The sequence below is a fragment of the Rubrobacter marinus genome, from assembly GCF_011492965.1.
In the GTDB taxonomy this organism is placed as follows: domain Bacteria; phylum Actinomycetota; class Rubrobacteria; order Rubrobacterales; family Rubrobacteraceae; genus Rubrobacter_F; species Rubrobacter_F marinus.
Genome location: NZ_CP045121.1, coordinates 1526664 through 1544379, shown reverse-complemented (window position 1 = coordinate 1544379; position 17716 = coordinate 1526664). Strand labels below are relative to the sequence as shown.

The 17716-nt window shown below is 69.7% G+C and carries 16 protein-coding genes and 2 pseudogenes; 7 read left to right on the top strand and 11 right to left on the bottom strand.

Going from position 1 to position 17716, the window contains the following annotated elements:
- Positions 1–36 precede the first annotated feature (36 nt).
- From GBA65_RS07875 to GBA65_RS07865, 3 genes are all read right to left on the bottom strand, one after another.
- The gene (locus GBA65_RS07875) at positions 37–477 is read right to left on the bottom strand and encodes a DUF6069 family protein (protein WP_166396105.1); all 441 of its coding nucleotides are present in this window, start codon (positions 475–477) and stop codon (positions 37–39) included.
- Positions 478–501: 24 nt separating this feature from the next.
- Positions 502–957 carry an NADH-quinone oxidoreductase subunit J family protein gene (locus GBA65_RS07870; protein WP_166396104.1) on the bottom strand — a complete coding sequence of 152 codons (456 nt, stop codon included), beginning with the start codon at positions 955–957 and terminating at the stop codon, positions 502–504.
- A gap of 225 nt (positions 958–1182) precedes the next feature.
- Entirely contained in the window at positions 1183–1428 is a 246-nt protein-coding gene (locus GBA65_RS07865; RefSeq protein ID WP_166396103.1) for a PRC-barrel domain-containing protein, read from the bottom strand.
- 481 nt (positions 1429–1909) lie between these two features.
- Between GBA65_RS07865 and GBA65_RS07860 the strand changes: the two genes are divergently transcribed.
- The 3 genes from GBA65_RS07860 (at position 1910) to GBA65_RS22920 (ending at position 3096) form a co-directional block, all read left to right on the top strand.
- Positions 1910–2254 carry an ArsR/SmtB family transcription factor gene (locus GBA65_RS07860; protein ID WP_207956232.1) on the top strand — a complete coding sequence of 115 codons (345 nt, stop codon included), beginning with the start codon at positions 1910–1912 and terminating at the stop codon, positions 2252–2254.
- 243 nt (positions 2255–2497) lie between these two features.
- The gene (locus GBA65_RS26255; RefSeq protein ID WP_207956231.1) at positions 2498–2869 is read left to right on the top strand and encodes a rhodanese-like domain-containing protein; all 372 of its coding nucleotides are present in this window, start codon (positions 2498–2500) and stop codon (positions 2867–2869) included.
- Positions 2761–3096 (top strand): YgaP-like transmembrane domain, encoded by a 336-nt coding sequence (locus tag GBA65_RS22920; RefSeq protein ID WP_228281742.1) that lies wholly within the window; start codon positions 2761–2763, stop codon positions 3094–3096. Before GBA65_RS26255 ends, GBA65_RS22920 begins: the two co-directional genes overlap by 109 nt.
- A 63-nt stretch (positions 3097–3159) precedes the next feature.
- Here the strand turns inward: GBA65_RS22920 and GBA65_RS07850 are convergent, their stop codons facing one another.
- The 8 genes and pseudogenes from GBA65_RS07850 to GBA65_RS07825 form a co-directional block, all read right to left on the bottom strand.
- Complete coding sequence (locus GBA65_RS07850) at positions 3160–4860, bottom strand: SulP family inorganic anion transporter (protein ID WP_166396101.1); 1701 nt, start codon at positions 4858–4860, stop codon at positions 3160–3162.
- 8 nt (positions 4861–4868) lie between these two features.
- Positions 4869–5201, bottom strand: a complete 333-nt coding sequence (locus tag GBA65_RS07845; RefSeq protein ID WP_207956229.1) for a rhodanese-like domain-containing protein — start codon at positions 5199–5201, stop codon at positions 4869–4871.
- 86 nt (positions 5202–5287) lie between these two features.
- The gene (locus GBA65_RS22915; protein ID WP_207956228.1) at positions 5288–5890 is read right to left on the bottom strand and encodes a rhodanese-like domain-containing protein; all 603 of its coding nucleotides are present in this window, start codon (positions 5888–5890) and stop codon (positions 5288–5290) included.
- Positions 5891–5940: 50 nt separating this feature from the next.
- The gene (locus tag GBA65_RS25100; RefSeq protein ID WP_266096556.1) at positions 5941–6075 is read right to left on the bottom strand and encodes a hypothetical protein; all 135 of its coding nucleotides are present in this window, start codon (positions 6073–6075) and stop codon (positions 5941–5943) included.
- 95 nt (positions 6076–6170) lie between these two features.
- Positions 6171–6685: pseudogene (locus GBA65_RS26250) on the bottom strand (MBL fold metallo-hydrolase); the annotation flags it as partial.
- Between the two features lie 91 nt (positions 6686–6776).
- Positions 6777–8738: a SulP family inorganic anion transporter gene (locus GBA65_RS07835; protein WP_228281741.1), complete on the bottom strand. Its 1962-nt coding sequence runs from the start codon at positions 8736–8738 to the stop codon at positions 6777–6779.
- A 100-nt stretch (positions 8739–8838) separates the two neighbouring features.
- On the bottom strand, positions 8839–11496 hold the full coding sequence (locus GBA65_RS07830) for a molybdopterin-dependent oxidoreductase (RefSeq protein WP_207956226.1): 2658 nt from the start codon (positions 11494–11496) through the stop codon (positions 8839–8841).
- A 15-nt stretch (positions 11497–11511) separates the two neighbouring features.
- A complete protein-coding gene (locus tag GBA65_RS07825; protein WP_207956225.1) occupies positions 11512–13107 on the bottom strand; it encodes a 4Fe-4S dicluster domain-containing protein in 1596 nt (531 codons plus the stop codon).
- 1277 nt (positions 13108–14384) lie between these two features.
- Here GBA65_RS07825 and GBA65_RS07820 point away from each other — a divergent pair.
- From GBA65_RS07820 to cydC, 4 genes and pseudogenes are all read left to right on the top strand, one after another.
- Positions 14385–14534 (top strand): hypothetical protein, encoded by a 150-nt coding sequence (locus GBA65_RS07820; protein ID WP_166396098.1) that lies wholly within the window; start codon positions 14385–14387, stop codon positions 14532–14534.
- A 20-nt stretch (positions 14535–14554) separates the two neighbouring features.
- Positions 14555–15633: pseudogene (locus GBA65_RS07815) on the top strand (ABC transporter ATP-binding protein/permease); the annotation flags it as partial.
- Positions 15634–15675: 42 nt separating this feature from the next.
- The gene (locus GBA65_RS25095; protein WP_166394801.1) at positions 15676–15924 is read left to right on the top strand and encodes a hypothetical protein; all 249 of its coding nucleotides are present in this window, start codon (positions 15676–15678) and stop codon (positions 15922–15924) included.
- Positions 15921–17657 carry a thiol reductant ABC exporter subunit CydC gene (gene cydC, locus GBA65_RS07805; RefSeq protein ID WP_166396096.1) on the top strand — a complete coding sequence of 579 codons (1737 nt, stop codon included), beginning with the start codon at positions 15921–15923 and terminating at the stop codon, positions 17655–17657. Before GBA65_RS25095 ends, cydC begins: the two co-directional genes overlap by 4 nt.
- Positions 17658–17716 lie beyond the last annotated feature (59 nt).

The following is a 17716-nucleotide window of genomic DNA, read 5'->3' as shown; positions in this document are numbered from 1 at the left end:
AGGAGCCTCTACCCGCCACGCAGAGAAGACCTTGCCTCAACGCCGCGCTGCGGGGAGCCGGACGAGGAGCGCTACGGAGACGGCCCAGGCCACGACATGCATCAGCAGCAGAGAGGCGATCATCGCGGCGGGGGCGCCGGGGATGGTGAAGGGCGTGGCGAACGAGAGGGCGAGGACCACGAGGGCGACCCACCAGAACAACCGCGCCGGCCGGGACGAGATCGCGGCGATAACGGCGAAGACCGCAGCCGCGCCGAGGGCCCCGATCACGGACGTCACGATCACGGGCGACAGCGTTATGGGCTCCCCCGAGGCCGGGACGGGGACGTCCGTGGGGATGGTCCCCAGAGCCGACGCGATCGCGTAGACGAGGGCGTTGGCCAGCGCCGCCGCGCCCGCGGCCAGCGGGGCGGCCAGCAGCAGGCGCCGGTGGCTTATACCGGCCGTTCCGATGGGCGCGGGCTGCGTGTTCTGCATCTTCCTCCTCCTCATTCTCGCTTGCTACGAGTCTCGATGCACCAATGGCGGGCTCCCCTCAGGGGGCGACGCGGGGCCGGGGAGCCCGTCGAGCGCCCCTTCCTCGCGAGACGCGGTCCTGTCGCGGCCCACGAAGACGTCGTCTTCCTCGGGCGACGCGGGCGCGTGCTTGCGGTAGCTGATCACGATGGCGGCCACCAACGCCACCATGAGCAGCACCGACGCCAGCACGAAGAGCAGGGCGAAGACCTCGCTCCCACCGCCGGCGACGCCCAGCAGGATCCGCCCGAGCTCCGCCGCGTCCCTCGGCCCGTTGCCCGGAGCCTTTCCGGCCCATCCCTGAGCCGACACCACGTAGACGAGAAACGCCCCGACCCCCGCCGCCACCAGGACGCCGGGCCAGAGCTGCCCGTTGAAGATCGCGCCGAAGCGCCTCGCCTGGGGCTTCTGGGTGAACATGATCCCGAATAGGATCACCACGGTCACCGCCCCACGTAGATGAGCACCTGAAACGCCGCGAGCACAGGGGAGTTGAGCATCACGTAGAAGCCCGCCACCCCAGAAACGCCCCCGACATGAACAGAGCGGAACGCACGACGCTCCGGCTCAGGACCACCCGAGGGAGCAGAGCAGGGTCATCGAGGCGAGGAACACGAACGCGACGGTCACGCCCCACCCCCGTTCGGCATCCGGCGCTCGGGAGCTTCATTGCAGGTTCAGGACCCTGTGCTCTTCGTCGACCAGCACGACGTCCACCGGCAGCAAGTACGTCCTCAGCCCGAAGAGCCCCGTCCGCAGCTTGACGTACTCCGGCTCCCCGCGCCGGTTCACGAACAGCTCCTTCACGCTCCCGATCCTGCGCCCCTCTGGGTCGTGGACGCCGTACCCGACGTAATCCTCCGGCGCCCCGATCCGGTCGGTGAGCCTACTGCGGTCTGTCGCCGTGCGCATCGCTGAGCCTCTTTCTGCGACTTCCGCCGACGGTAATGGTCGTCTAGGCGACGCCGGCACAGATCCCTCAAGGCCTCAACCCGTCCCTTTCGCACCACGCTGCTACCGTCGTCGGCGCGCCTTTCCCTTCACGCTTGCGCCCCGATACGGCCGAACCTTACCTCCCATACTCCGTGGCGTAATGATCCAACGCGCTCATACGCCTGATCAAAAATGTCTAGCCCCGTCGGCGGGGCCGTCCGCCACGCCAAGCCCGCCGCGCGGCCTCTCGAACCTCTGCCGGATCGGGGACGAACGCGGGCAGAGGAGCACCGCCGTGCGCGCGGTCAAACGACCCGCGCGATAACGCACGCGGGGCGCCGGCGATCGCCCGAGACCGGCGTCGCGAAACAACGGGACACTCGGGATCGAGAGGACCACAGGAGCGGCGGTGTTAGACTATTACCGTATGGCAATGTGATTTTTTATGTGGAGGACGGACGTGGCCAGGTACAGCGGCAAAGATCTGAGCGACGAGGCGTTCGAGATGCTGGGGGAGCGGTTCAAGGCGCTCGCCGAGCCGATGAGGCTGCGTCTGATCTACGCCCTCATGGACGGCGAGAGGACCGTATCGGAGCTCGTGCAGGAGACGGGCGCGCTTCAGGCCAACGTCTCAAAGCACCTCAGGATGCTGCTCGAAGAGGGCATCGTCGGGCGTAGAAAGCAGGGCCTCAACGCCTACTACAGGATAGCCGACCCCACCATCTTCGAGCTCTGCGACCTGATGTGCGGCTCGATCCAGGACCGCCTCCAGGCGAACCTCGGCGGCTTCTCCAGAAGCTCCTAGAGCGCCCCAACCTTATACCTCCTCCCCGACAACGCGCCGATCACCGAAGCCTCGCACCGGCGGAAGGTCCCGCACGGCCGCACCCCAACGCACAAAGCCCCCAGCGCTCCGAGCAGCCGAACCGCCTACCCGCAGACCAACGGCCGAACATCGCCCCGGCGGCGCGCACCCTCCTTATTATGACCACATACTAATGTGGTCATATAAAATAGCTGAAGTACGTAGTCTGTCGAAGGAGGCGTTATGCAGACGGCCACTATACCCGCGGTGATCGACGTGGAGCGTTTGGGTGAGTTGATGGACGAGCGCCCGGACGTGCGGGTGCTCGACGTGAGGACGCCCGGGGAGTACGAGTCGGTGCATATTCGGGGCGGGTACAACGTTCCGTTGGATCTCCTGGGGGAGCATGCGCGGGAGATCCGCGAGAACGTCGAGGAGCCGGTCGTGCTCGTGTGCCAGTCGGGGGGGCGGGCCCGGAAGGCTCGGGAGGCCCTGTCGGAGGCGGGATGCCCAACCTGCACGTCCTCGAGGGGGGCATGGGGGCGTGGGTGGCGGCCGGCAAGCCGGTCGAGCGCGGGCGGGGGCGCATCTCCATGGAGCGTCAGGTCCGGATAGTCGCGGGGGCTTTGGCGGCGGCCGGCGGGGTGCTCGCCCTGACCGTGAGCCCGCGCTTCGGGGCGTTGCCCGCGGCCGTCGGCGCAGGGCTGGTCTTTGCGGGCGTTACGGACACCTGCGGGATGGCGTCGGTGCTCTCGAAGCTGCCCTACAACCGCGGGGCGAACTGTGACGTGGACGCGATGGTGGGCGCACTCAAGGAGGGAAAGGAGCTTTCGGCGGCCTGAGCAAGCACTTCCCGGGCTATCGCGGGGGCGCGGCGGTAGATCTACCGCCGCGCCCCCGCGGGCTTATGCCGTGGGTTGGGGCGCCTTGCTCGGCTGGCGCCAGAGGTCCAGGCGGTCGAGGGCGTGCTTCACGGAGAGGTGGGTCGCGTTCTTCCCCAGTTCCTTCGGCCAGGCGGAGCGGGCGACGACGTCGCGCACCGGGCCCTTCATGCCGGCGAAGTGCAGCTCGATCCCGCGAGACCCGAGCTCCGTCGCCAGTCCCTCCAGCGTCTCCAGGGCCACGGCGTCTATGTCGTTGACGGCGGAGAAGTCCAGGATCAGGTACCGGAGGTCCGGGCGGCGGGAGACCGCGTCGTCGAGCCAGCCCTTCAGGAACGCCGTGTTCGCGAAGTAGAGCGAGGCGTCGACGCGCACGATCAGGGCCCCGGGGAAGGTCCGGGTCTCGGGGTGGCGGCTCACGTTGCGGAAAACGTCCTCGTCCGCGAGGTAGCCCACCTCCGTCGTGTGAGGCTGGGCGCTGCGCCACACGAAGACGAGTAGCGAGAAGACGATGCCGGCGATTATCCCCTGCTCTATGCCGACGAGGAGCGTGACGGCGAAGGTCAGGACCAGGGTCAGCGCATCGGCCCGCTTGACCTTGAACAGGCGCACGAGCTCCCCCACGTCGATCAGACCGTAGACCGCGACCATCACGATCGCCGCCAGCACCGCGCTCGGCAGGTAGTAGAACAGCGGGGTGAACAGGACGAGGGTCAGGAGGACGAGGGTTGCGGTGATGACCGAGGCGAGCGGCGCGCGCGCCCCGGCGCCGTAGTTCACGGCCGAGCGCGAGAACCCGCCCGTCACCGGGTACGACGAGAACGCGGAGCCGAAGACGTTGGCGAGCCCGAGCCCGACGAGCTCCCGGTTCGCGTCGACCTCGTACTTCTCCCTGGCGGCGATGGACTTTGCGACCGCTATCGACTCCATAAAGCCGACGAAGGCGATGGTGAGGGCGGTCGGGATCAGGGCGACGACCGCGCCCGCGTCGATCGCCGGTAGCGCGAGAGCGGGCAGGCCGCCCGGCACCTCGCCGACGATGCTCACCCCCCGCTCGTCCAGGCCGAAGGCGTAGACCAAAAGGGTCGATGCGGCCACAACCAGGAGCGGCGCCGGGAAGCGCGGCGAGACCCTTTTGGACACGACCAGAGCGACGATGCTCCCGACCCCGATGGCGAGCGTCGGCGGGTCGACCTCCGCGAGCCTCCCCGCCGCCTCCCACAGCAGCAACGGGACGGAGAAGCTCGACTCGAGCTTCACGCCGAGGAGCTGGCCGAGCTGGCTCAGCCCGATCACGATCGCCGCCGCAGACGTGAACCCGCTGACGACGGCGTGGGAGAGAAAGTTGACGACGAAGCCCGCCCGAAGCAGCCCGAGCCCGAACTGTATGGCCCCCACCATGAGCGCCAGCAGCGCCGCCAGTGCGACGAACTCGCCCGTGCCCGGCTCGGCGACGGCCGAGACGCCGGTGAGGGTCAACAGGGAGACGATGGCGACGGGCCCGACCGCGAGCTGGCGCGAGGACCCGAACAGGGCGTACACGAAGAGCGGCACGATCGAGGCGTACAGCCCGACCACGGGGGGCAGGCCGGCGAGCATCGCGTAGGCCATCCCTTGAGGGACGAGCATCACCGCCACGATCAGGCCCGCCGACACGTCCCCGGCGAGGTCCTCGCTCCGGTAGCGACGCAGCCAGCCGGCCGCGGGGACCACCTTCTCGAACATCCTCCGGCCTACTCTAGAGGCCGGCCGCGCTGCGCCCAGCCGGCCGTCCCGCCCAGAAGGTTCGCCACCTCGCCGAATCCGCTCCGGCTCAGGAACCGCGCGGCCCCCTCCGAGCGGTTCCCGCTCGCGCACACGAGCACCACGGGGCTTCCCCGCAGCTCCTCCACGCGCTCCGGCAGCTCGCCGAGCGGGACGTTCCGCGCCCCCGGCAGGTGCCCCCCCTCGTACTCCCACCTCTCGCGCACGTCGACGATGCGAGCGCCCCTCTGCCGCCACCGTTCGACCTCTTCCGGGAAGATCTCCTGAAAAGCGTCTTCTGAAAAACTCTGCTGATACACCACGATGCCTCCGTTGGATAAGAGGTTGGACATGCCGGAGGCGCCGCGGGGTAGCCGTCCCGCGGCGCCTCCCCTTGCGGCGGCCCGTCCTACGCGGGGACCCGCTGCTTGCGGGCGGCCCAGCCCTCGTAGCTGCCTTCGAGCTCCAGCACCGGGCCGAAGCCCGCGGCCCTCAGGGCGCTCGCGACGACGGCTGCGCGCGCGCCGGTCTGGCAGTGGATGACGATGGGCTTATCCCCCGGCAGATCGTCGAGGTGCCACATCACGCGCCCGCCGTGCAGTTGGATCGCCCCCGGGATGTACCCGGCCTCGTGCTCGCCTTTAGCGCGCACGTCGAGCACGAAGGGGTCTTCCATCTCGTCGAGCTCTTCCGGGGAGACGGTGGGCACGGGCTCCTTTTCGAGCCCTTCGAGGTCCGTGACGTAGCCCTCGACGCGGTCTATGCCGACGTACGAGAGCCGGTCGCGAAGGAGCTTCGCCTCGGCCTCGTCCTTTGCGAGCACCACGATCGGCCTGTCGTCCCCCTCGGGGTCTACCACCCACGACGCCCACGTGACGAAGCTGCTGCCGGCCGGGACGTTCAGGGCACCCGGCACCATGCCGTCGGCGAGCGCCCCGCGCGAACGGGTGTCGACGAACAGGACCGCGCCCCGCTCGATCTCCCCGGCGAGCGCGCGGCCTTCGTGGCGCACGAGCGGCGGCCTCTCCCCAAGCAGCGCAGGCCCGGACTTGTTCTGGAGCTTCATGCGCCCGAAGTAGACAGGCGCGTCGGGCTGCCCTCAAGCAGCTTCTCGACGAACCCATCCTCGTCCCGCCGTTCGAGGTAAGCTCCCCACCACGAGAAGAGCCGCTCGTAGCCGACGGTGGAGGTGGGCACGGCCCCAAAGCCTTGCCGCAGGCGCTCCCCGCCCCGTGTCCCGGCCAGACCTGTACGTGGTCGGGCAGGGTGAGGAACTTGTCGCGCAGGCTGGCGAACATCTGCCTGGCCCCGCCGAAGCGCGTGTCCTTACCGCCCGCGGCCTCGTCGAGTAGGTCGGGCCTGCCGATGTCGCCGACGAAGACGAAGTCGCCGGTGAGCATGTACCCGGGCTCGTCCGCCGTAGCGCCGTCGGTGACGAGGAACGAGAGGTGCTCGGGGGTGTGGCCCGGCGTGTGGACGGCCGTCAGCACGACGTTGCCCACCCGGATCTCGCTCCCGTCGTAGAGCCCTCGCCCTCGAAGCCGTACTTCCAGTCGGCGTCGCCCTCGTCGGAGAGGTACAGCGTCGCCCCCGTCGCAGCCGCAAGCTCCCTGGAACCCGAGAGGTAGTCCGCATGGATGTGCGTCTCGGTGACGGCGAGGATCTGCATGCCGTGCTTCTCGGCCTTCTCCAGGTAGACCCCCACGTCGCGCCGGGGGTCCACGACAACCGCAGTACCCGCCCGCTGACACCCGATAAAGTAACTGGCCTGCGCCAGGTCCTCGTCGTAGATCCTCTCGAACAACATAACTGCCTCCTTCGCGCCTCCGGTCCTTTCCGGCGTTGACCTGATGATAGCCTTTAATCTCTATATGTCAATACGGTTATGTATATAGGCTCTAGTCTCCGAGGTTTTGCGGGTACGTCGGGCTCGCGGGGGGGTTGGGTGTGTCGGGGCGGGGGCCGTTGTGGGTGGCACGGGCCTCTCGTTCGTCGAGGAGGCCGATGTTTCTGAGGGCGTCTCTGGTGGTTGGGTATCTCATGCTGCCTTCGAACTTTTCGTTCCAGCCGGCGGCTTCGAGGGGTTTACGGACCTGGAGCTTTACGTGGGTGAGCAGGACCTCGATGTCCGTGGCGCGGTACTTGGAGACCAGGTTTTCGAGTCCTTCTATGGCGGTCAAGTCGATGCCATTCACGCCGCGGCAGTCGAGGACGATCCACTTCAGGCGCGAGCGGTCGGCGACCGCGGAGATCAGCCACTCTTCCAGGAAGGGGATGTTGGCGAAGTAGAGGCGGGCGTCGAAGCGCACGATCAGGGCTTCGGGGTACGTCTTCGCTTCGGGGTAGCTGCGCAGGCCGAGGAAGGCGTCCTCGCTCTCCACGTAGCCGAGCTCGGTTGTGTTGGGGTAGGCCGTGCGCCTGACGAAGGCGAGCAGGGCGAAGGCGGCTCCGGCGATGATCCCCTGCTCCACCCCGACGAGGAGGGTTACTGCGAAGGTGATCAGGAGCGCCAGCCCGTCGGCCCTTCTGGTCCTGAAGGCGCGCCGGACCTCCTTGAAGTCGAGCAGCCCGTAGACGGCGACGGCGATCACGGCCGCAAGCGCCGCGTTCGGCAGGTAGTAGAAGAGGGGGGTCAGGAACAGGATGGTCGCGACAACCATCAGGGCGGTCATGATCGAGGCGGCCTGCGTCCGGCCTCCCGACTGGTACTGGACGGCCGTGCGCGAGAAGGAGCCCGCGACCGGGAAGCCCGAGGAGAACGCCGCGGCGACGTTGGCGAGCCCTAAAGCCCTGAGCTCGGCGTTCGAGTCGATCTTGTAACGCTCCCTGGCGGCGACGGCTTTGGCGACCGAGATCGACTCTATAAACCCGACGAAGGCGACGACGAGGGCCGCGGGGAGGAGGGCCCGGATCGCCTCTACGTCGAGGACCGGAAGGGAGAGGTCCGGGAGCCCGCGGGGCACCTCCCCGACGATGTCCACCCTCCCGTCGAGGGCGAAGAGGAAGACGGCGAGCGTGCTCGCCGCAACCGCGATCAGGGACCCGGGCAACCGCGGCGCGACCCTGGCGAGGACGAGTATCGTGGCGAAGCCGAAGACCGCGAGGGCGAGGGCGATGGGGTTCGTCTCGCCGATGCTGCGCCATATCTCCGCGACCAGCGCCGGCATCGAGGTCCCTTCCGGGAGGCTTATCCCGAGCAGGTGCTTCACCTGGCTGAGCAGGATGATGACCGCGGAGGCGTAGATGAAGCCGCTCAGGACCGGGCGGGAGATGAAGTTGGTTATGAACCCCATCCCGAGGAGACCGATGGCGAGCTGCACGACGCCGACCGTCAGCGCGAGGAGGAGGACGAGGCCAATGTACTCCTCCGTCCCCGACCGGGCGAGGGCCGAGACCGACGTCAGGGTCAGGAGGGCCATCAGCGCCGGAGGGCCGACCGGCATGTGCCGGGAGGTGCCGAACAGGGCGTACACGATCGTCGGGACGATCGAGGCGTACAGCCCGTAGATCGGCGGCAGCCCCGCCAGCATCGCGTAGGCCATGCTCTGCGGGACCAGCATCACCGTGATGATCAGGGCCGCCGTGAAGTCTTTGGACAGGTCCTCCCGGTCGTACCCCCGGAGCCAGGCGTAGGCCGGGAAAGCCTTCGCCAGGGCTCCCGAAGGCTTAGGGGTCTGCGCGCGGTTGTCCGTCCCTTCCGTCATGCCGAGTGCGTCATTTTCCGTCCACGAAGTAGACCTTCCGGTCCGGCCTGTAGGGCGGTCGAAGACCTCGGGGCGCCTGAGGCCGTCGGGGCGCGGGCCGGGGCGGGTCATGGCGAGCCAGCGGCGGTAGACCTCGCGGCTCTTTTCGGTGTCCACGTAGACGTCGCCGTAGCGGTCTTCGGGCGAGCTTTCGTCAGGTAGACAGCCTGGTGCCAGCAGTGCATCCCGCTTACGGGGTCGGGGTGGACGGGGAAGGTCAGGTTCTGGTGCACCCCGCCGTCGCCCCAGAAGATGCGGCTCGTGTCGGGGTCGACGCTTGCGTAGGGGCGGGGCCTTCGATCTGCCTGAGGCGCCAGCCGTCGCCGGCACGCGTTATGTCCACGAGGGAGTTGCTCCAGCGGTCCGCCTCGTCCCCCTTGCGGCGCCAGCGGCCGAGGTGGTGGGAGCAGGCGACGACGCCGGGCGAGATGCCTTCCGTCACCCAGGCGTGGTTGACGGAGTAGCCGATCTCGGTCGTCACCCGCACGAGGTCGCCGGTCTCGATGCCGCGCTCGCGCGCGTCCTTCGGGTGGACCCAGACCGGGTTTTTGTTCGAGATCTCGTTCAGCCACTTCGCGTTGCCGCTCCTGGTGTGGATGAGCGTCGGGAGGCGGAAGGTGGCGTTCAGCACGAGCTGCCCTTCTTGGAGGTTCTCCGGGTGTACGTGGCTCTTCACGTACCCGGGGGTAGCGTACTCCGGCCAGCCCCACTCGGCCATGGTTGGAGACCAGACCTCGAGCTTCCCGCTCGTCGTCGGGAAACCCTCACGCGCCTTTCCGCCCACGTGGACGCCGACGTGCGGGACGCGCCGGTTCGCCCGGATCACGCCGCCGTCGCGGCTCTCCGGCGTCGTTACGGTCCCGTCGGGCCCGACCCTGGCCCCTTCGATTTCCTCGGGACCGAGCTCGCGCATGTTCCGCTCGTAGACCTCCCGCTTAATCTCGAAGGCGGCGTACTTTCGCATGTACTCCAGAGGCGTAAGGTCCTCTTCGGCCGCCTTCTCCGGGAGGCCGGGTACGGCGTTCTCGAAGATCCAGCGGTAGTAATCGTCGACGGTGAGCTTCTCGCCGGGGTTGTAGGGGCTCTCGAAGAAGCGCCTTATCCCCATCTCGCCGTCCGGGTCTATGCGCCAGCTCAGCTCGATCCAGAACTCGTCGTCCTCCCAGACCTCGCCGGGGTTGGTCTCGTACGTATACCGGACCTCTTCTCCGCGCCTCCTGGCCGCCTCCCGCAACACCGGCTGGCGGAACGAGAGCCACACCCCCGCGTGCGTCTCCTGGCTCATCAGGTCGTGGCGCTCGGGGCCGTGGCCCAGGGGCAGCACGTAGTCGGCGAAGTACGCCGTCTCGCTCCAGGTCGGGGTGAGGGCGACGTGGCAGCCGACGGCGTCCTCGTCCGTGAGGGCCTCGATCCAGGAGAACCCGTCCGGGTAGGTCCACACGGGGTTCAGGACGCGGCTGAAGTAGACCTCGAGCCTCCCCCGTCCCTCCATCAGGAAGTAGGGCAGGAGCGGGCTCATCTCGTACTGCGCTAAAGGGTACTCGTCGGGGTAGGTGAAGGTGTTCCAGACCCCCTGGGGCGGCGGCTCCTCCCAGAAATGGGGCAGCCACTTGTTCCAGCCGTTCGGGCTCGTGCCCCCGCGCCGGCCCCAGCTCCCGGTGAGGACGTTCAGGAGCATCAGGCAGCGCGAGACCTGCCAGCCTCCGAGGTTTGCGGCGGCAGCGGCCCGCCAGTTGTGCGCCGCCACAGCGGGGGCGGCCCGCCCGATCACGCGCGCAACCTCCACCACCTTTTCGGCCGGGACCCCGCACTCGGCCTCCGCGTACTCGGGGGTGTACCCCGCGTAGTCCTCCCCGAGCGCCCGGACGAACGCCTCGAAGGAGTCCGGGTCCTTCTCGGGGTGCTCCTCTTCGAGGTACTGCCGCCAGTTGGTCCAGTCGCGCAGGAACTCCTCGTCGTAGAGCCCCTCGTCGAGGATGACCTTGGCCATCGCGAGCAGGAGCGCCGCCTCCGAGCCGGGCCTGGCCGGCAGCCAGTGGTCGGCCATCGCCGCGGAGTTCGAGAGCCTCGGGTCTACGACGATGAGCTTCGCGCCCTTCGTCTTTCCTTCGATGATCCTCTGGGCGTGTGGGTTGAAGTAGTGGCCGCTCTCCAGGTGGGCGCTTATGAGCAGGATGGCTCTGGCGTTCGCGTAGTCCGGCGAGGGCCGGTCGAACCCGCCCCAGAGCTGGTACCCGAAGCGCCCGGAGCTGGAGCAGACGTTGGTGTGGGAGTTGTGGGCGTCCACGCGCCAGGCCCGGAAGATCCTCTCCATGTGCTGGTGCTCGAAGCCGGGCCGCCCGACGTGGTACATGACCTCGTCGTTGCGGCCATCCTCCAGAGCCTTGCGGATGCGCGACGCTATGTCGTCGAGCGCCTCGTCCCAGCTCACCCGCTCCCACTCTCCGCCCCCGCGCTTCCCCTTGCGCCTCATCGGGTAGAGGATGCGCTCCGGGTCCCTGACCTGGTTGATGGTCGCCGGCCCCTTCGCGCAGTTGCGCCCGCGGCTGCCGGGGTGCAAAGGGTGCCCCTCGAACTTCCTGACCTCCCCGCTCTCCCGGTCCACGTACGCCAGGAGCCCGCACGCCGACTCGCAGTTGAAGCAGACGGTCGGGACGATCTGGTAACGCCGCTTCTCCCCGCGAGTCCAGCCCTTCGCCTCGTACTCGACCCAGTCGTCCCACCTCTCCGGCGGCGGAAAGCCCGTAAGGGCCGAGCCCGGAGAGAGACGCTCTATCTCTCCGGCTACATCCTCCGGCTCGTCCAGCTTCGGGATGAGCCCTATCCTCGCCGCGGCCCGCTCGACGAAGGAGCGGCGTGGCTTCCGTGTGCGCATCTCTTCTCCCTTGGGTCAGGCGAGCGGTATGGTCTGCGGGGCCTCGACCCACGCGTGTTCGGTGGCGAGCATCCCCACCAGGGACAGCACCGCCGCCGTCGCGACCGCGAGCGGGGCGCCGACCGCCACCCCGGCGAGCGGGACCAGCGAGCCGAGGAGCACGGACCCCACCCAGAACAGGACCTTGTAGCGGCCCGCGTAGATCATCTTCGCCGCCCGCTCGGCATCGAGGGTTGGATGGCGCATCCCGAGCTCGACCCACATCACGACGAGCGCGACGAGTACCCCCGCCCCGAGGGTCCACCGCAACACCTCGCGCAGGGGCTCGAGCCCCCCGACGAACAGCGACGCCAGGTACAGCGCCGCCGCCCCGCCCACCACGGCGTGGGCGAGCATGTGCAACGGGAGCGCCGGGCTCTGCCAGAAGTCCCGCCCCTTCGCCTGACCGAACAGAAACGCCGTGTACACGGCCGTCGCGACCGCGAACGCCACGAGCGGCCACGCCAGCACCGCCGTCGCCGCCCCGATCCCGAGGAGATCAAGCGCCGCCCACAGCGCCAGCAACCCGCCGAAGCCCGTGATGATGTATGCCCCCGCACCAGCCAGCTCTTCCACTGGGCCTGAGCAGCACGTAGTGGAAGCGGTCCGGACGCCCGAGGTCCAGGACCAGCAAGCCCCGGTCGCCACCATGAACACCAGGCCGAGTACGGTCCCCGCCCACAGCGCCGCGCCCTCCACCGCGACCCCGAGCCCCGCGATCAGGAACGGGATGGCGACCGAGCCGCTCGCTATCGCCTTGGTCCACACGTAGCCGGGGACCTCCTTGCCCCACGCGACCCCCTTGTTCGGGGCGTCGTAGGTCCTCCGCGCCCCCCCGGACAGCCTCTTCGTCTCCGTCGCGGCCGGGGAGCCCCCTCCGCCTTTGCGGCCGAGCGGGATGACGCCTTGCATCACGCCAGCCCCGTCGCCGTGCCCGTTCCCCGGGACGAACCGGCCGACGCCGCGCCGCTGGTTGCCCCACATGTAGTCCGAGGAGGGCGGGGCGTCCCCGGGGGTCAGCGCGGCCTCGTCGCCGTCTATGTAGAAGAGCTTCGGCTTGGTGCCCTTCTCCGGCTTGCGGACCGTAACCTTCTCGCGGGCGAGGAGGCGGCTGATCGGGGTTTCGGGGTCGTCAATGTCGCCGCTGATGATGGCCTCTTCCGGACAGACGTTCACGCACGCGGGCTCGAGCCCCACGTCCACCCGATGGGCGCAGTAGTTGCACTTCGCCGTGGTATGGGTGCCCGGGTCGGTGTACAAGGCGTCGTAAGGGCAGGCCTGGATGCAGGCGTTGCACCCGATGCACCGGTCCCAGTCGAAGTCCACGATCCCATCGTCCCGGACGTACAACGCCGTTACCGGACAAGCCTCCACGCACGGGGCATCCTCACAATGGTTGCAGCGCATCACGTGGAACGCCCGCTCGGTGTTGGGGAACTCGCCCTTCTCCACGTACTTCACCCACGTCCGGTTCACCCCGACGGGCACCTCGTGCTCGGCCTTGCACGCGACCGTGCACGCGTGGCAGCCGATGCACTTGCGGTTGTCTATTACGAAGCCGTAGCTCGTCATGAGCGCCACCGCACGAGATGCCCGAGCCCGGAGCCCGGAGCGGGGTCCCCGCGAGCAGCGCCCCCGCCCCCGACCATCGCCGAGAGCTCGCCCGCACTCGCCGCCGCGCCTCGCGACGCGAAGCCGGGGGCAGGCCCACCTTCCCCGCTCTCGACCCGGCCAGAGCGGCGCCGCCCCCTCCCCCACACCGCCGGGCGAGATCCCTCAACCTGCCCGGAGTGCCCGCGCGCCCTCTCGTCCATCTCTCCGTACACCCGAACGCCCATCTCTCCTCCTCGGATGCGCCTTCCGTCGTTGTCAGCACATATTTGTATTACAATATTGTAATTTAGCAATGTAGAAGCGCGCAAGCGTCTTCTCTCGGGCTCCGCGGTCGGCTCTCCGAGGGACGGCGGAGGGACATTTCCGGCGCGGCGCAGGCGCCGACTTCCTCGGGATGTCGGCGCCTGCGCCGCGCCGTTCCGGAGGCGCGGCCCGCATTCCGGGGCGTGAACCTTGCGAACCCATGACTCCCGCTGCCTTCGTCTGCTTCCACGCCGATCGTACCGGGGGTAGAGGGGAGCGGCATGACCGGGATGGGTCATCTCTCTGGTCAGCTTTGTCCATGTTCGCTCTCCCCGGCGCCCACCGACGGCGAGCCCGTAGCAGCCCCGGCGCCGTGGAGCGGGTCACGAGCCCGACGGGAGCCGCCGATCTACCCGTCCTTACGGAGGCATAGTGATCAATTTTGGCTAGAAGGATGGTCCAGAGGGTCCGCGCCTCCCGGCTCCGCGGGGAGGAAGATTCGTGGCGTGGAGGGATGGCGCCCCTCTGCCGGAACCGGGCGCCGCCCCCGGAGCTTGGTTGGAGAAGACCGTTCGGAGAACAGGAGGGCCGCGTGGAGGTGGGTTTGATCGGGTCGACGCCGGGTCGCCGGGGAACTTGCGTTTACGGGATCTTGCGAGTAGGGGCTGTCGGTCGAGGGGGCGGGTGCGCGTCCCTCCTGCGACCGGGAGGGCTCGTCGGATGCGACCCGGGCGCGCGGGTTGACCGCCGCGTCGCCGGTGGGCGCCGCGCGAAGGAGGGCGCGAGGGCGTCGGGCCGGCGCCCCGATCGCGCGCTCCTCGGGCTCGTCCGCTCCGCCCGGGCCTCCCTCGCCGCGGTGGTCGGGTGGGGCTGCTCGCGGCCGCCATCACCGTGGCGCAGATGGCGCTCTTGAGCGAGGTGGTGGCCGGCGCGTTCGTAGGCGGGGAGGACCTCGCGCGCCTGGCGCCGGTCGTCCTGCTCCTGCTCGGGCCGTGCTGGCGCGGGGCGCGCTCCTGTGGACGAGGGAGGTCGTGGCCCTCAAAGGGGCGGCGCGGGTCAAGTCGGGGCTCAGGGAGCGTCTGTTCTCGCACGTCCTTCGCCTCGGGCCCTCGTACGCGGCGGGGAGCGTTGCGGCGAGCTGACGACGACCGCGACCGAGGGCGTGGAGAAGCTCGAGCCGTACCTCGCCCGCTACCTGCCGCAGACATACCTGAGCGTCCTCGTTCCGCTCATGGTCTCCGGCTTCGTCTTCGCGATGGACCCCCTGAGCGCCCTGTTGCTCCTCGGGACGGCGCCCGTGATCCCGGTGATGATGATCCTGGTCGGCTCCTACGCCGAGGAGCACGCCGGACGGCAGTGGGCGGCGCTCTCCCGCATGGGTGCGCACTTCCTGGACGCCCTGCGGGGGCTGCCGACGCTCAAGGCCTTCGGCCGCTCGGGCGACGAGAGGGAGCGGGTGGCCCGCGTGGGCGAGGAGTTCCGGGTGCGGACGATGAAGGTCTTGCGCTACGCGTTCCTCTCCGGGCTCGTCCTGGAGTTCATGACCTCCGCCGCCATCGCTCTCGTCGCGGTCTCCTTGGGGGTGCGCCTGATCAACGGCGCGATCCCCTTCGATGAGGCCTTCCTCGTGCTCCTCCTCGCCCCGGAGTTCTACAAGCCTCTGCGCGAGCTCGGCGCCACTAGGCACGCGGCACTGGAGGGAAGGGCCGCGGCGAGCCGCATCCTCGAGGTCCTCGAAACCCCCGCCGCGCCGCGTCGCGAGGCACGCACCACCCCTCCCCCACCCACCGGTGCACCAACCGTCGAGCTCGTAGGCGTCCGGTTCGCCTACCCGGGGAGCGGGCGCGAGGCCCTCCGGGGCGTCGACCTCACCTTGTCCTCCGGCACGACGACCGCGCTCGTGGGGCGCAGCGGCTCGGGGAAGAGCACCCTCGTGGACCTCCTGCTCGGGTTCTCGGTCCCGCGGGAGGGGGGCATCTACGCGGACGGCGCGCCGATCTCCTCGCTGCCGGTCGAAGTCTGGCGGGAGGGGTGGCGCTGGTGCCGCAGCGGCCCCACCTGTTCCACGGGACGGTGCTCGAGAACATCCGGATGGCGCGCCCCGGGGCGAGCAGGGCCGAGGTCGAGCGGGCGGCGGAGCTCTCGGGGGCGCACGAGTTCGTCCGGCGGCTCCCGCGGGGCTACGACTCGGCGGTCGGCGAGCGCGGGGCCCGCCTCTCGGGCGGCGAGGCGCAGAGGCTCGCCATCGCCCGCGCCTTCCTCAAGGACGCCCCGATCCTCGTGATGGACGAGCCCACCTCGAGCCTCGACCCCGAGAGCGAGAGGCTCGTCGCCGAAGCTCTGCCCCCCCTCGCCCGGGGCCGCACCACCCTCGTCGTCGCCCACCGCCTGAACACCGCGAGGGCGGCCGACAGGATCGCCGTATTGGAAGACGGCTGCATCGTGGAGGTCGGCACCCACGAGGAGCTCCTCTCGCGGGGCGGCGCGTACGCCCGGCTCGTCGTGGCCTCCGTGGCGGGGGTGACGGCGTGAGGCTCTTCCTGCGGCTGCTCGGCTTTCTCCGGCCCTACGGAGGGAGGGTGGCGCTCTCGGCGGCGCTCGGCGCGGCGACGGTCGTGAGCGGGGTGGGCCTGCTGGCGACCGCGGCGTACGTGATCTCCGCCGCGGCGCTCCAGCCCCTACTCGGGGAGCTCGCCCTCGCCGTCTACCTCGTGCGCTTCTTCAGCGTCTCGCGCGCCTTCTCCCGCTACGCCGAGAGGCTCGTCTCCCACGGTCTCACCTTCCGCCTGCTCCAGAGCCTCAGGACGTTCTTCTACGCCCGCCTCGAGCCCCTCGCCCCCGCCCGCCTCTCGGGCTACCGCTCGGGGGACCTGCTCTCCCGCTTCGTCCGCGACGTCGAGGAGCTGGAGAACGTGTTCCTGAGGATCCTCTCCCCCTTCGTCGTGGCCGTGCTGGTCTCCCTGCTGACCTTCGCCGTCCTCCTTCCCTTCGACCGGACGCTCGCCCTCGTCGCCCTGGGGTTCCTCGCGGCGACCGGCGTCGGGGTGCCGCTCCTCGTCCGCCGCCTCTCCCGGGGGCTCGGCCGGCGCGAGCTCGGGCTGAGGGCGGAGCTCGGCGCGCGCATCCTGGACGGCGTGAGCGGGGCGCGCGACCTCCTCGCCTTCGGCCGGGAGGGGGCGGAGAAGCAGGAGATCTCCGCCCTCGACCGCAAGCTCGAGGGGACGCAGAGAAGGTCGGCCCTCGTCGCGGGGCTGCAGGAGTCAGCGACCGAGACGATGACGGGCCTCGCGCTCGTGGCCGTCCTCGTCCTCTCGGTCCCGCTCGTCGCGGCCGGCGAGATCGAAGGGGTCTGGCTCGCCTTCCTGGCGCTCGTGGTCCTGGGCAGCTTCGAAGCCGTGGCCCCGCTCGGGACCGCCTTCCGCTCCCTCGACCGCTCCCTGAGCGCCGGCCGGCGGCTCTTCGAGGTCACGGACGCAGAGCCCGGGGCACGGGACCCGGAGGATCCGCTCCCCCCTCCCGAAGACCACGCCTTCGAGCTCGACCGGGTGAGCTTCCGCTACGAGCCCGCAGGCCCGCCCGTGCTCGACGAGGTCTCCCTCCGGCTCCCGCCCGGCCGGAAGGTCGCCGTGGTCGGCCCGAGCGGCTCCGGGAAGAGCACGATCCTGGCCCTCCTCCTGCGCTTCTACGACCCCGACGAGGGCTCGGTCCGCTTCGGCGGCCAAGACGCCCGCTCCTACGCCGCCGACGACCTCCGCGCGGGGGTAGCCGTCGCGCCCCAGGACCCGCACGTCTTCGCCGGCACCCTGCGCGAGAACCTGCTCGTAGCCGATCCTGAGGCCGACGAGGGCGCGCTCCGGAGGGTCTTGCGGAGGGCTCGTCTGGAGGACTTCGTGCGCGCCCTGCCGGAGGGGCTCGACGAGTACGTCGGGGAGGGCGGCTCGCGCCTCTCCGGCGGCGAGAGGAGGCGGCTCGCCGTGGCGCGGGCGCTCCTCAAGGGCGCCCCCATCCTCGCCCTCGACGAGCCGACGGCCGACCTCGACCGCCTCACCGAGGGGGAGCTGCTCTCCTCCATTCTGGACCCCGGGCAGGAAAAGAGCCTCCTCCTGGTCACGCACCGCCTCGTCGGGCTGGAGGCGATGGACGAGATCCTGGTCCTCGACGCGGGGCGCGTCGTCGAGCGCGGCACGCACGCGGAGCTCGCGGGGGCGGGCGGCCTCTACAACAGGATGCGCGACGTGCAGAACGGGATGCTGGCAACAGCGTGAAGGAGAAGCCTCCCGTTCGCCTCGAATGACCGGCTTTCGCCGGGCCGCGAAACGCTCCG

What these genes read in the sequence shown, in the direction of transcription:
- GBA65_RS07875 (WP_166396105.1), bottom strand. Translation starts at nt 477, where the DNA reads ATGCAGAACACGCAGCCCGCGCCCATCGGAACGGCCGGTATAAGCCAC.
- GBA65_RS07865 (WP_166396103.1), bottom strand. Translation starts at nt 1,428, where the DNA reads ATGCGCACGGCGACAGACCGCAGTAGGCTCACCGACCGGATCGGGGCG.
- GBA65_RS26255 (WP_207956231.1), top strand. Translation starts at nt 2,498, where the DNA reads ATGCAGACGGCCACTATACCCGCGGTGATCGACGTGGAGCGTTTGGGT.
- GBA65_RS22920 (WP_228281742.1), top strand. Translation starts at nt 2,761, where the DNA reads ATGCCCAACCTGCACGTCCTCGAGGGGGGCATGGGGGCGTGGGTGGCG.
- GBA65_RS07850 (WP_166396101.1), bottom strand. Translation starts at nt 4,860, where the DNA reads ATGTTCGAGAAGGTGGTCCCCGCGGCCGGCTGGCTGCGTCGCTACCGG.
- GBA65_RS07830 (WP_207956226.1), bottom strand. Translation starts at nt 11,496, where the DNA reads ATGCGCACACGGAAGCCACGCCGCTCCTTCGTCGAGCGGGCCGCGGCG.
- GBA65_RS07825 (WP_207956225.1), bottom strand. Translation starts at nt 13,107, where the DNA reads ATGACGAGCTACGGCTTCGTAATAGACAACCGCAAGTGCATCGGCTGC.
- GBA65_RS25095 (WP_166394801.1), top strand. Translation starts at nt 15,676, where the DNA reads ATGGACGAGCCCACCTCGAGCCTCGACCCCGAGAGCGAGAGGCTCGTC.